General features: G+C 61.5%; 13 protein-coding genes. 5 read left to right on the top strand and 8 right to left on the bottom strand.

Annotated elements, in window-relative coordinates; translation table 11 throughout:
- Positions 1-25: 25 nt before the first annotated feature.
- The 8 genes from guaA to DKY63_RS24865 form a co-directional block, all read right to left on the bottom strand.
- Positions 26-1,603 carry a glutamine-hydrolyzing GMP synthase gene (gene guaA / locus DKY63_RS24905; protein ID WP_110966537.1) on the bottom strand — a complete coding sequence of 526 codons (1,578 nt, stop codon included), beginning with the start codon at positions 1,601-1,603 and terminating at the stop codon, positions 26-28.
- Between the two features lie 98 nt (positions 1,604-1,701).
- Positions 1,702-3,171 (bottom strand): IMP dehydrogenase, encoded by a 1,470-nt coding sequence (guaB, locus tag DKY63_RS24900; RefSeq protein ID WP_110966536.1) that lies wholly within the window; start codon positions 3,169-3,171, stop codon positions 1,702-1,704.
- A gap of 228 nt (positions 3,172-3,399) precedes the next feature.
- Positions 3,400-3,948 (bottom strand): sugar ABC transporter ATPase, encoded by a 549-nt coding sequence (locus DKY63_RS24895; protein WP_110966535.1) that lies wholly within the window; start codon positions 3,946-3,948, stop codon positions 3,400-3,402.
- Between the two features lie 178 nt (positions 3,949-4,126).
- Positions 4,127-5,308, bottom strand: coding sequence for a formate-dependent phosphoribosylglycinamide formyltransferase (purT, locus tag DKY63_RS24885; RefSeq protein ID WP_110966533.1), 1,182 nt, complete (start codon positions 5,306-5,308; stop codon positions 4,127-4,129).
- A gap of 100 nt (positions 5,309-5,408) precedes the next feature.
- On the bottom strand, positions 5,409-5,876 hold the full coding sequence (locus DKY63_RS24880) for a VUT family protein (protein WP_110966532.1): 468 nt from the start codon (positions 5,874-5,876) through the stop codon (positions 5,409-5,411).
- A gap of 149 nt (positions 5,877-6,025) precedes the next feature.
- A complete protein-coding gene (locus DKY63_RS24875) occupies positions 6,026-6,241 on the bottom strand; it encodes a DUF1289 domain-containing protein (protein WP_110966531.1) in 216 nt (71 codons plus the stop codon).
- Positions 6,238-6,762 (bottom strand): gamma carbonic anhydrase family protein, encoded by a 525-nt coding sequence (locus DKY63_RS24870; RefSeq protein WP_110966530.1) that lies wholly within the window; start codon positions 6,760-6,762, stop codon positions 6,238-6,240. Before DKY63_RS24870 ends, DKY63_RS24875 begins: the two co-directional genes overlap by 4 nt.
- A 48-nt stretch (positions 6,763-6,810) precedes the next feature.
- The gene (locus DKY63_RS24865; protein WP_110966529.1) at positions 6,811-7,410 is read right to left on the bottom strand and encodes a CoA pyrophosphatase; all 600 of its coding nucleotides are present in this window, start codon (positions 7,408-7,410) and stop codon (positions 6,811-6,813) included.
- Between the two features lie 146 nt (positions 7,411-7,556).
- On the opposite strand from DKY63_RS24865, the gene DKY63_RS24860 reads away from it, so the two are divergent.
- The 5 genes from DKY63_RS24860 to DKY63_RS24840 all read left to right on the top strand — a co-directional run bounded on the left by DKY63_RS24860 (position 7,557) and on the right by DKY63_RS24840 (position 11,829).
- On the top strand, positions 7,557-8,105 hold the full coding sequence (locus tag DKY63_RS24860) for an NUDIX hydrolase (RefSeq protein WP_110966528.1): 549 nt from the start codon (positions 7,557-7,559) through the stop codon (positions 8,103-8,105).
- 50 nt (positions 8,106-8,155) lie between these two features.
- On the top strand, positions 8,156-8,659 hold the full coding sequence (locus DKY63_RS24855; RefSeq protein ID WP_110966527.1) for a L,D-transpeptidase family protein: 504 nt from the start codon (positions 8,156-8,158) through the stop codon (positions 8,657-8,659).
- Between the two features lie 295 nt (positions 8,660-8,954).
- Positions 8,955-9,686, top strand: coding sequence for a GntR family transcriptional regulator (locus DKY63_RS24850; protein WP_110966526.1), 732 nt, complete (start codon positions 8,955-8,957; stop codon positions 9,684-9,686).
- Positions 9,687-9,719: 33 nt separating this feature from the next.
- Positions 9,720-10,826, top strand: coding sequence for an N-acetylglucosamine-6-phosphate deacetylase (nagA, locus tag DKY63_RS24845; protein WP_110966525.1), 1,107 nt, complete (start codon positions 9,720-9,722; stop codon positions 10,824-10,826).
- Complete coding sequence (locus DKY63_RS24840) at positions 10,807-11,829, top strand: SIS domain-containing protein (RefSeq protein WP_110966524.1); 1,023 nt, start codon at positions 10,807-10,809, stop codon at positions 11,827-11,829. Before nagA ends, DKY63_RS24840 begins: the two co-directional genes overlap by 20 nt.
- Positions 11,830-11,858 lie beyond the last annotated feature (29 nt).

The following is an 11,858-nucleotide window of genomic DNA, read 5'->3' as shown; positions in this document are numbered from 1 at the left end:
CTTCACTGCAACCTGAGTCGCGGGATCATTCCCACTCAATGGTCGCCGGCGGCTTGCTCGACACGTCGTAAGTGACGCGGGAGATGCCTTCGATTTCATTGATGATGCGGCCGGATACGGTTTCCAGCAGTTCGTAAGGCAGGTGTGCCCAACGCGCGGTCATGAAGTCGATGGTTTCCACGGCACGCAGGGCCACGACCCAGGCGTAACGACGGCCATCGCCGACCACGCCCACCGATTTCACCGGTTGGAACACCACGAACGCCTGGCTGACCTTGTGGTACCAGTCGGCCTTGCGCAGTTCTTCGATGAAGATGTGGTCGGCGCGACGCAGCAGGTCGGCGTATTCCTTCTTCACTTCACCGAGGATGCGCACGCCCAGGCCCGGGCCCGGGAACGGGTGACGGTAGACCATGTCGTACGGCAGGCCCAGTTCCAGGCCCAGACGACGGACTTCGTCCTTGAACAGTTCGCGCAACGGCTCGACCAGTTTCAGGTTCATTTCTTCCGGCAGGCCGCCCACGTTGTGGTGCGACTTGATCACGTGAGCCTTGCCGCTTTTAGCGCCAGCCGACTCGATCACGTCCGGGTAGATGGTGCCCTGGGCCAGGTACTTGATGTTGTCCAGCTTGCAGGATTCGGCATCGAACACGTCGATGAAGGTACGGCCGATGATCTTGCGCTTCTTCTCTGGATCAGCTTCGCCGGCCAGGTTGTTGAGGAACTGGTCCTCGGCGTTGGCGCGGATCACCTTGACGCCCATGTTCTCGGCGAACATGGCCATCACTTGCTCGCCTTCGTGCAGACGCAACAGGCCGTTGTCGACGAACACACAGGTCAGTTGGTCGCCGATAGCCTTGTGCAGCAGCGCGGCAACCACGGAGGAGTCGACACCGCCGGACAGGCCGAGCAGCACGTTGTCGGTACCGACCTGGGCGCGAACCTGGGCGATGGCGTCTTCAGCGATTTTCGACGGGGTCCACAGCGCTTCGCAGCCGCAGATATCGAGCACGAAGCGCGACAGGATGCGGCCGCCTTGCTTGGTGTGGGTCACTTCCGGGTGGAACTGCACGCCGTAGTAAGCACGCTCGTCGTTGAACATGCCGGCGATCGGGCAGCTTGGAGTGCTGGCCAGGATGTGGAAGTCGCCAGGCATTTTGGTGACCTTGTCACCGTGGCTCATCCACACGTCGAGGCCGAACAGGCCGTCGGCGTCGACGTGGTCTTCGATACCGTCCAGCAGGCGGCTCTTGCCGACCACGTCGACACGGGCGTAGCCGAACTCACGCAGTTCGGAGCCTTCAACCTTGCCGCCCAGTTGCTCGGCCATGGTCTGCATGCCGTAGCAGATACCGAAGACCGGTACGCCCAGGTCCCAGACTGCTTGTGGTGCGCGTGGGCTGTCCGCCACGTGTACCGACTCCGGGCCGCCCGCGAGGATGATCCCCTTTGGCGCGAATTCGCGGATCGCTTCGTCATCCATGTCGAACGGGTGCAGTTCGCAATACACGCCGATCTCGCGCACGCGGCGGGCGATCAGTTGGGTGTACTGGGAACCGAAGTCGAGGATCAGGATGCGGTGAGCGTGAATATCGAGGGCCATGATTCAGTCTCGTCTAAGTCATTCAGAAACAGTCGTGATTCAGAAACAACTCGGGGCTGAATCAAACAGCCCCGGTCGTTAACTTTTTACTGGAAGGCTCAACCTACGCGGTAGTTTGGCGCTTCCTTGGTGATCTGCACGTCATGCACGTGGGATTCGGCCATGCCAGCGCCGGTGATCCGCACGAATTCAGGGATGGTGCGCATTTGTTCGATGTTGGCGCTACCGGTGTAGCCCATCGAGGAACGCAGGCCGCCCATCAACTGGTGGATGATCGCGCTCAGGGTGCCCTTGTACGGAACACGCCCTTCGATGCCTTCCGGAACCAGCTTCTCGGCGCCGGCCGAGGAGTCCTGGAAGTAACGGTCGGAGGAACCTTGAGCCTGGGACATGGCGCCCAGCGAACCCATGCCGCGGTAAGCCTTGTACGAACGGCCCTGGAACAGTTCGATCTCGCCCGGCGCTTCTTCGGTACCGGCGAACATCGAGCCCATCATCACGCAGGAAGCACCGGCCACGATGGCCTTGGACAGGTCACCGGAGAAACGGATGCCGCCGTCGGCGATCAACGGAACGCCGGTGCCTTCGAGGGCAGCGGCGACGTTGGCGATGGCACTGATCTGAGGAACGCCGACACCGGCGACGATACGGGTGGTGCAGATCGAGCCAGGGCCGATACCGACCTTGACCGCGTCGGCGCCCGCTTCGGCCAGGGCCTTGGCGGCAGCGCCGGTGGCGATGTTGCCGCCGATGACCTGCACTTGTGGATAGTTTTCCTTGACCCAGCGAACGCGGTCGATCACGCCCTTGGAGTGACCGTGGGCGGTGTCGACCACCACCACGTCAACACCGGCATTGACCAGGGCGGCAACGCGGTCACCGGTGTCTTTACCGGTACCGACGGCGGCACCAACGCGCAGACGACCTTGATCGTCCTTGCTGGCCAGCGGGTAAGCCTTGGCTTTTTCGATGTCGTTGACGGTCATCATGCCCTTGAGGGCGAACTTGTCGTCGACGATCAGCACGCGTTCGATGCGGTGCTTGTGCAGCAGCTCGCGAACGTCGTTCTTGTCGGCGCCTTCCTTGACCGTGACCAGACGCTCTTTAGGCGTCATCACTTCACGGACGCTGGCGTCCAGGCGGCTTTCGAAACGCACGTCACGGGAAGTGACGATGCCGACCAGGTCGCCATCGTGCAGTACCGGAACGCCGGAGATGTTGTGCAGGCGGGTCAGTTCGAACAGGTCACGAACCGTGGCGTCGGCCTCGATGGTGATCGGGTCTTTCACGACGCCGGCTTCGAACTTCTTGACCTTGCGCACTTCGGCAGCTTGCTGCTCGATGGTCATGTTCTTGTGGATGATGCCGATGCCACCTTCCTGAGCCATGGCGATTGCCAGACGGGCTTCAGTAACGGTGTCCATGGCGGCAGAAACCAGAGGAATGTTCAGCTCGATGCCACGGGTAAGGCGGGTCTTCAGACTGACTTCGTTAGGAAGCACCTCGGAATAACCGGGCACTAGGAGAATGTCGTCGAATGTCAGAGCTTCTTGGCTGATACGCAGCATCGCGGGGGCTCCCGAGCGGGAAAATGGAAGCGCGCCATTATAGTCAGACACCCCTTCGGGTTCAATGTAAAACTCTGTCTATTATTGGCATTGCTGATATACGGGAATTTATGGCTGCTTTTCTGTAGGAGCGAGCCTGCTCGCGATGTACTTGAAGGCACCGCTTGTTTCCAGAAAGCACGCGTTATCGTTCACGACCATCGCGAGCAGGCTCGCTCCCACAGTTGTTCAGAGTTCGACTTTTACCCAGCTCACGGGTTGGTCCAGCCAATCGGCGAATTCGTCGAGAAAGCTCTGCTTGAACCCCGCCTCGGCCCAGTTGTTGAAAATGAAGCCCAAGTTGGAGAAGCCGCATTCCTGTAGGTACAAAAAGCCGTTGATGTCGTCTTCATGCCCGCATTCGGGGCAGGTGAAGTTATCAGTGCGCCCGGGCATCCAGTCCTCCAGGCTTTCAAACAGCGCTTCGCCGATTTCCTGGCGGCACTCGGCGCACCCTGCCTCGCCCAGGAAGCCCTTGGCGGGGGTATAGATGCAGCGCTTGGTGACGATTTCCAGACCATTGATCTGCTCGCCAAACGGCAGCGCGTCCGGGTGCAGGACCACGGCACGGGCACCTTCGCCAATGGCGTGGGCCATGCGGTTGCCGGTCCGGCCGCAGGTCGTGAGTTCTTCCTGGATGATGTTCTTGCGCACCAGCCACCGCACGATCGCCCGGGCCCGGGGCTCGTGCACCGGCAGTGTGGAGATTTTCGGGACGATGATGCTTTGCGAATTCATGGGGTACAGGCCTGAAGCATTAATAAATGACCTGTAGGAGCGAGCCTGCTCGCGATGGTCGTTAACGATAACGCCGGGAGTCTGGTTCTCCGCGGCGCTCTTGAGTCCATCGCGAGCAGGCTCGCTCCTACAGGGTCCGGGGAAGCCTTTAGAAGGTATAGGCCCGCCGCAGAGGTTTTTACAGCTCGACCACAACCGCCTGGGAAGCACGGGTCGCCTTGGCGCGGGCCGCTTCGATCGACTCGTCGCGCGCCAGGGCCACGCCCATGCGACGCTGGCCGTTGACTTCAGGCTTGCCGAACAGACGCAGCGCGGTATCCGGCTCGCTCAGCGCGGCGCCCAGGTTGGCGAACGCGGTTTGGGTCGACTGGCCTTCCACCAGAATCACCGCCGAAGCCGATGGCCCGAACTGGCGCACCACCGGGATCGGCAGGCCGAGAATCGCCCGTGCGTGCAGGGCGAACTGCGACAGGTCCTGAGAAATCATCGTGACCATGCCGGTGTCGTGCGGACGCGGCGAGACTTCGCTGAACCACACTTGATCGCCCTTGATGAACAACTCGACGCCAAACAGACCACGACCGCCCAGGGCTTCGGTAACGGCCTTGGCCACGCGCTCGGATTCGGCCAGGGCAATCGGGCTCATGGCTTGTGGCTGCCAGGATTCCTGGTAGTCGCCCTTCTCCTGACGGTGGCCAACCGGCGCCAGGAACGTGGTGCCGCCCACGTGGCGCACGGTCAGCAGGGTAATTTCGTAGTCGAAATCGATGAAACCTTCGATGATCACCCGGCCCTTACCGGCGCGACCGCCTTCCTGTGCGTAGTCCCAGGCCTTCTTCACATCATCGGCGCTGCGCAGCAGGCTCTGGCCTTTGCCCGAGGAACTCATCACCGGCTTGACCACGCATGGGAAACCCAGGTCTGCGACGGCCTTGCTGTAGTCCTCGAAGGTGTCGGCGAAGTGGTATGGGGAAGTCGGCAGGTCCAGCTCTTCAGCGGCCAGGCGACGGATGCCTTCGCGGTTCATGGTCAGTTGCGTGGCGCGGGCGGTCGGGATCACGGTGAAGCCTTCGGCTTCCAGTTCCACCAGGGTCGCGGTGGCGATGGCTTCGATTTCCGGCACGATGAAGTGCGGCTTCTCGGCTTCGATCACCGCACGCAGGGCGGCGCCGTCGAGCATGTTGATCACGTGGCTGCGGTGGGCAACCTGCATGGCCGGTGCGTTGGCGTAACGGTCCACGGCAATCACTTCAACGCCCAGGCGTTGCAACTCGATCACCACTTCCTTGCCCAGCTCGCCACAGCCACACATCAATACGCGGGTCGCGGTGGGCGACAATGGGGTTCCGATACGGGTCATCTGAAGGTCCTCAAGGAAGCGGATCATCGAGGGAAGCGACGTTCTGCGCGCATCCCGTGGGAGAAAGCGCGGCATTTTACATGAACCGCGGGCTTTGGCTTCAGCTGACGACGGCCTGTTTGCGCAGGCGCCAGGCCATGATCAGCCACACGGCGGTGACCCCGGCGAACTTCGAGCCCAGGGCGGTGAGGATCACGCCTGGGGTCAGCGCATCGATCATGCCGAAAAAGATGAAGGTATCCAGGGGGATGCTCAGGGCCGAACTTATCCACAGGCGGTCGTGCAGCGGGCGCTTGGTGATGCTGAACACCAGCCAGTCGATGCATTCGGAGACGGCGAACGCCGTGGCGCTGGCCAAGGCGATGGACGGATCGGAGGTGATATAGGACAGCACCAGCGCCACCAGCATGGCGACGATGGCACCGTGGCCGAAGCGTGTTTGCACCATATCGCGCAGGATGAACACCAGCCCGCCCCAGGCCGACCAGATGATGTCCAGGTGAGGGGCGGTGGAGAATGCGAAGTTGATCAGCACGACGCTGCTGATGTAGGCGATGAGGAAGAGCATGGGTGGGGAAGTACCTGTGAAATTGCCGCACAGAATACTGTAGGAGCGAGCCTGCTCGCGATGGTCGTTAACGAAAACGCGGGGAATCTGGTTCCCCGCGTTGTTCTTGAGTCCATCGCGAGCAGGCTCGCTCCTACAATGGTCGCGCCTTAATTCTGCGGTTTGGCCCCGATCATCCACACCAGCCCGCTGGACTTGGCCCGTTCATGACACAACTCCAGCACCTTGCGGCGCTCTACGTTGTCCATCCGACTCCAACGGGTGATTTCTTCCACCGTGCGCTGGCAGCCGGTGCAGATGTCATCGTCATCCAGCGCACAAATATTCACGCAGGGCGACAGCACCGGGCGTTCTGGCGTGGTCATTCTTCTTGCTCGGCCAGGTCGCGGGCGTAACGCTGGGAGTTATGCACATAGTGAGCGGCGCTGGCTTCCAGCATCTTCTTCTGCGGTTCGGTCAGTTCGCGCACCACTTTGCCGGGCGACCCCATGACCAGCGAACCGTCGGGAATTTCCTTGCCTTCGCCGATCAGCGAATTGGCGCCGATGATGCAGTTCTTGCCGATCTTCGCGCCGTTGAGAATCACCGCGTTGATGCCGATCAGGCTGTAGTCGCCCACGGTGCAACCGTGGAGCATGGCGTTGTGGCCGATGGTCACGCCGGTGCCGATGGTCAGCGGATAGCCCATGTCGGTGTGCATCACCGTGCCGTCCTGCACGTTGCTGTTCTTGCCGATCAGGATCAACTCGTTGTCGCCACGCAGCACGGCGTTGAACCAGACGTTGGCGCCCTCTTCCAGCTTGACCTTGCCCACCAGCACGGCGCTGGGGGCGACCCAGCTCTGCGGGTGAGTCTCGACACGGGCGTCGCCCAGGCGGTATTTCATGTGTTTGTCCTCAGGGCATCACGTGTTCGGGCCATTCGAATGATGGCTTCAGGTATTGATAAAGCTTTTGGGCGGCTGGTGCAGGCTGATCCGGGCGTCATAAAGCAGGTTGATCAACTCGACCACCATGATCGCCGTCAGTCCCCATATCTTGTACTCGCCATAGCGATAGCTGGGCACGTACCAACTGCGGCCCTGGTAATCGATGCGATGGGTGTGTTCGCGCGGATCTTCGCGGAAAAACTCCAGCGGAACGCTGAATACCGCGGCGATTTCGGCATCGTTGGCCTGGTATTCGACAAAATCCGGAATCACCCCCACATAAGGAGTGACCTTGATGCCATGCAGGGAGATCAACGGGCTCAGCGGACCGATCACTTCGACCAGTCCCGGCGGCAGGCCGATCTCTTCTTCGGCTTCACGTAGCGCGGTGAATATCAGATCCGGGTCCTCGGGATCGCGACGACCACCGGGGAAGGCGACTTCGCCGCCATGGGTCGAGAGCCCGCTGGCGCGCAAAGTCAGTACCAGCTCCGGCTCATCACTGCGAGTTATGGGCACCAGTACGGCGGCCTCGGGGAAACGACGGTCAGTCTCCAGCGTGCGCGGTGTGTGGTTACTTACCCGATGCAGTAGCTCATCCAGCATGAGTTTTCTCGATCTGTGCCTTCCCCGCATCATGCACCAATCGCATCGGCCGCCCAAGCCCCCGAATGACGGCGTGTCGCGAAACGACAACTTGCCGACCGGCACCGCCGCACGCCAAGATAGGCACAGCATTCAGGAACCCAAGCATGAAATTTTGCAGCCAGTGCGGTAACCCGGTAACCCAGCGCATTCCCGAAGGCGATTCGCGCCTGCGTTTTGTCTGCGACAGTTGCCAGGCCATCCATTACCAGAACCCCAACATCGTCGCCGGCTGCGTGGCCACCTGGGGCAGCAAGGTCCTGCTGTGCCGCCGCGCCATCGAGCCACGCCTGGGTTACTGGACCCTGCCCGCCGGTTTCATGGAGAACGGTGAAACCATCGAGCAGGCGGCCATCCGCGAAACCGCCGAGGAAGCCTGCGCCCGGGTGCGCAACCTGAGCATCTATACCCTGATCGATGTACCGCACATCAGCCAGGTGCATGTGTTTTTCCGCGCAGAACTGGCAGATCTGGACTTTGCCCCCGGTCCCGAGAGCCTGGAAGTGCAATTATTCGACGAAGCGGACATCCCTTGGGACGAGCTGGCTTTCCGCACCGTGGGCCGTACCTTAGAATGCTTCTTCGCTGACCGGCGGGCCGAGGTCTATCCCGTACGGTCCGAATCGATCCCGCCGCTGGCTCAGCCTGCCAACTAAAAACACCTATAAATACATATAGTCGCGACACCTTCTGGGGAATCGTTTCAATGCGCTGGTTGCTTGCCCTGTTCTGTTTGTCGTTCGCCACGCTTTCCCAGGCTTCTGCCGTGGGGACGTACGACGGCAAGGTCATCGAGAAAGTCCTGGTTCTCAAATCTGCCCATCAATTGCAATTGATCAATGACGGCAAGCCGCTCAAGACCTATCGCATCTCCCTGGGCCGTAATCCCAGGGGCCAGAAACTGATGGAAGGCGACCGCCGCACCCCTGAAGGTTTCTATTGGATCGACTGGCGCAAGGTCAGTGACAAATTCAACCTGGCGATGCACATCTCCTACCCGAACATCAGCGACTCGGCCCGCTCCCGTCGCGAAAATGTCGATCCGGGTGGCATGATCATGATCCACGGCACCCCGGACACCGAAGAAAACCCCGAATCCCTGTTCCACACCCTGGACTGGACCGACGGCTGCGTGGCCATGCGCAACGTGGACATGCGCGAAGTCTGGAACCTGGTGCCCGATGGCACCATGATCGAAATCCGTCCGTAACAACGACCTTTCGTCGCTCCTCAAAAAATAAAATCAAAAGATCGCAGCCTTCGGCAGCTCCTACAGGGTGAATACCACTTCCACCTGCAGGAGCTGCCGAAGGCTGCGATCTTTGCTTTTAAAGCGCCCACCGCTAATACCACTTCAAACCAACCCCCTTCCTGACTGCACATTTCTGCCGGTATTACTGCGTCTTACACCTACCCCACGCGTTGACATGGTATTCAAGTGGTATTAGTTTTTTGTCCAACAACCGTGCGACAACAATCCTATATCCGCATCGGAACATGCCTGCATGAACGACCTCATCGCCCTGCGCCCCGACGATACCCAGCCCACGCCCCTGTACCTGCAACTGGCGCGCAACCTGGAAGCGGCCATCCATGCCGGCCAATGGAAAGCCGAGCAGGCGATGCCATCGGAACGCAGCCTGAGCGAAACCCTGGGCATCTCCCGCGTCACCGCACGCAAGGCGCTGGAAGTGTTGTTCGAACAAGGCCTCATCCGTCGCAACCAGGGCTCCGGCACTTTCATCACACCCCGCCTGGAACAACCCTTGTCGCGCCTGTCCGGCTTCAGCGAGATGTTGCGCCTCAAGGGCTTTGTGCCGGGCTCGCAATGGCTGGAACGGGAAATCACCCTGCCCACCCATGAAGAGCTGATCCGCCTCGGCCTGTCGCCCAACGACAAGGTGGCGCGCATGAAACGCCTGCGCAAAGCCGATGACACGGTGATGGCCATCGAGATGAGCACCCTGCCCGCCTCGATCATTCCCAGGCCGCAGGCGGTGGGCGACTCCCTTTACGAGTACCTCGATGGCATCGGCAAACCCGTGGTCCGCGCCCTGCAGCACATTCAGGCGATCAACGCCTCGGACGAGTTCGCCACGCTGGTGGGCATCGCCCCCGGCACCGCCATGCTGCTGATGACCCGGGTCGGCTACCTCGAAGACAACACGCCCATCGAAGTCACCGACACCTACTGCCGCAACGACTATTACGACTTTGTTGCAGAGCTTCGCAGGTAAAGAGCTGCACTGTCAGAAACCGGGAAACAGATCATGTCCGAAGACAACATCCTCACAGCCCAAGGCTGGGTTCGCGGCCGGCTGCATCACGAACACGGCAAAGTCGTGTCGATCGAAGGCGTGCCCTGCGATCCGACGGACAACGACCTGCCCTATCTGTTGCCGGGCTTCATCGACCTGCATGTTCACGGCGGTGGCGGCAAGGACATCATGGAAGGCGCGCCCGCCTTCGAAACCATCACCCGAACCCATGTGCGCTTCGGCACCACGTCGTTGCTGGCCACCACCATGACCGCGCCAAGCGAAGAGATTTCCAGGGTGCTCAAGGCTGTCGGCGAATTTTGTGAACAACGTCCTACAGGCAGCGCCCGGGTTCTGGGCGTGCATCTGGAAGGCCCCTACATCAATCCGGGAAAACTCGGCGCACAACCCAACTTCGCCCACACGGCGATGCTGGCTGAAGTCGAAGCCTACCTGGCGCTGGCGCCGATCCGCGTGATCACCATCGCTCCGGAAATCGCCGGTCACGATGCATTGATCCGCACCTTGAGCAGCCGAGGCATTCGCATGCAGATCGGCCACACACTCGGCAGCTACGAAGAAGGCGTCGCCGCCCTGGAAGCCGGCGCCACCAGCTTCACACACTTGTACAACGCCATGAGCCCGCTGCATCACCGCGAACCGGGCATCGTCGGCGCCGCACTGGCCCATGCGCAGTACGCCGAACTGATTCCGGATTTACTGCACGTGCACCCCGGCGCGATCCGCGTGGCCCTGCGTTCGATCCCCTGCCTGTACTGCGTGACCGACTCCACCGCCGCCGCGGGCATGCCCGACGGTGAATACAAGCTCGGCAGCCACACCGTGACCAAATGCCTGGGCGGCGTGCGCCTGCCCGACGGCACCCTGGCCGGCAGCACCCTGACCATGGATCAGGCCCTGCGCAACCTGGTGAAGATCGGTTTGCCCATCGCCGAGGCGTCGCAACGCCTGTCGCAATTTCCCGCCGATTACCTCGGCCTCAACGAACGCGGACGCCTGGAACCGGGCGCCTGGGCCGACTGCGTGCGGCTGGATCGCTCACTGAAACTGACCGCCGTCATGGTCGAAGGAGAAGACATTGACTTCAAAAATGCTTGAAGAGGCGCTGTCCTCGTTCGAGGCCGTGCAGGCTCAATTGCAGCAGCTCGATCCATCGATGATCGAGATCGCCGGACGCCTGCGCCGTCAGCCACCGCAAGTGGCCATGACCGTGGCCCGTGGCAGTTCCGACCACGCCGCCAGTTACTTCGCCTACCTGACCATGCAGTTGCTGGGTATCCCGGTGGCCTCGGTACCGATGTCGGTGGTCACCATGCAACAGGCACCGTTGAAGGTCAGTGGCCAGGTGGCGTTCGCCTTTTCGCAATCGGGGCAGAGTCCGGATCTGGTCAACAGCCTGCGCCTGCTGCGCAAACGCGGCGCGCTGAGCATCGCCATGGTCAATGCCGCCGACTCGCCACTGGAAGCGGCCTGCGAATTCAGCCTGCCGCTGCTGGCCGGCATCGAAAGCAGCGTCGCTGCGACCAAGAGTTTTATCGCCACCCTCAGCGCCAGCGCGCGGTTGATCGGGCACTGGAAAGACGACCCCGAACTGCTCGAGGCCGGCAGCGCCCTGCCCGAAGGCCTGCGTGAAGCTGCTCGACAGGACTGGAGCCCGGCCATCGAGGCCCTGCGCGATTGCCAGCGGTTGATGGTGATCGGCCGTGGTGCCGGGTTCGCCATCGCCCAGGAAGCCGCGCTCAAATTCAAGGAAACCTCGGCGATCCAGGCCGAAGCCTTCAGCAGCGCCGAAGTCCGGCACGGCCCGATGGCGCTAATCGGTGAGCAATACCCGTTGCTGATCTTCGCCCCGCGCGGTGCCGAACAGGCCGGCCTGCTGAGTCTGGCGGCGGACATGCGCCGACGCGGTGCCCGGGTTTTGCTGGCGGCGCCGGACGACGTCAGCGAACGCGACCTGACACTGACCCGCGCCGAACACCCGGCCCTCGACCCGATCCTGGCGATCCAGAGTTTCTACGTGATGGCAGCCGGCTTGGCCGTTGCACGGGGCATGGACCCGGACCAGCCACGGCACCTGAGCAAGGTCACCCGCACCCATTGAAGACACGTCCCCCTACAGGAGCGAGCCTG

The organism is Pseudomonas putida (assembly GCF_003228315.1).
GTDB lineage: Bacteria > Pseudomonadota > Gammaproteobacteria > Pseudomonadales > Pseudomonadaceae > Aquipseudomonas > Aquipseudomonas putida_S.
The sequence above is the reverse complement of the archived record's forward strand: the minus strand, read 5'-3'. Positions and strand labels throughout refer to the sequence as shown.

Bases quoted from the DNA above. Each gene is read 5' to 3' on its own strand.
- DKY63_RS24875 (WP_110966531.1), bottom strand. From the start codon at position 6,241: ATGACCACGCCAGAACGCCCGGTGCTGTCGCCCTGCGTGAATATTTGT.
- guaA (WP_110966537.1), bottom strand. From the start codon at position 1,603: ATGGCCCTCGATATTCACGCTCACCGCATCCTGATCCTCGACTTCGGT.
- DKY63_RS24865 (WP_110966529.1), bottom strand. From the start codon at position 7,410: ATGCTGGATGAGCTACTGCATCGGGTAAGTAACCACACACCGCGCACG.
- DKY63_RS24895 (WP_110966535.1), bottom strand. From the start codon at position 3,948: ATGAATTCGCAAAGCATCATCGTCCCGAAAATCTCCACACTGCCGGTG.
- DKY63_RS24870 (WP_110966530.1), bottom strand. From the start codon at position 6,762: ATGAAATACCGCCTGGGCGACGCCCGTGTCGAGACTCACCCGCAGAGC.
- purT (WP_110966533.1), bottom strand. From the start codon at position 5,308: ATGACCCGTATCGGAACCCCATTGTCGCCCACCGCGACCCGCGTATTG.
- DKY63_RS24880 (WP_110966532.1), bottom strand. From the start codon at position 5,876: ATGCTCTTCCTCATCGCCTACATCAGCAGCGTCGTGCTGATCAACTTC.
- DKY63_RS24855 (WP_110966527.1), top strand. From the start codon at position 8,156: ATGCGCTGGTTGCTTGCCCTGTTCTGTTTGTCGTTCGCCACGCTTTCC.
- guaB (WP_110966536.1), bottom strand. From the start codon at position 3,171: ATGCTGCGTATCAGCCAAGAAGCTCTGACATTCGACGACATTCTCCTA.
- DKY63_RS24850 (WP_110966526.1), top strand. From the start codon at position 8,955: ATGAACGACCTCATCGCCCTGCGCCCCGACGATACCCAGCCCACGCCC.
- DKY63_RS24860 (WP_110966528.1), top strand. From the start codon at position 7,557: ATGAAATTTTGCAGCCAGTGCGGTAACCCGGTAACCCAGCGCATTCCC.
- nagA (WP_110966525.1), top strand. From the start codon at position 9,720: ATGTCCGAAGACAACATCCTCACAGCCCAAGGCTGGGTTCGCGGCCGG.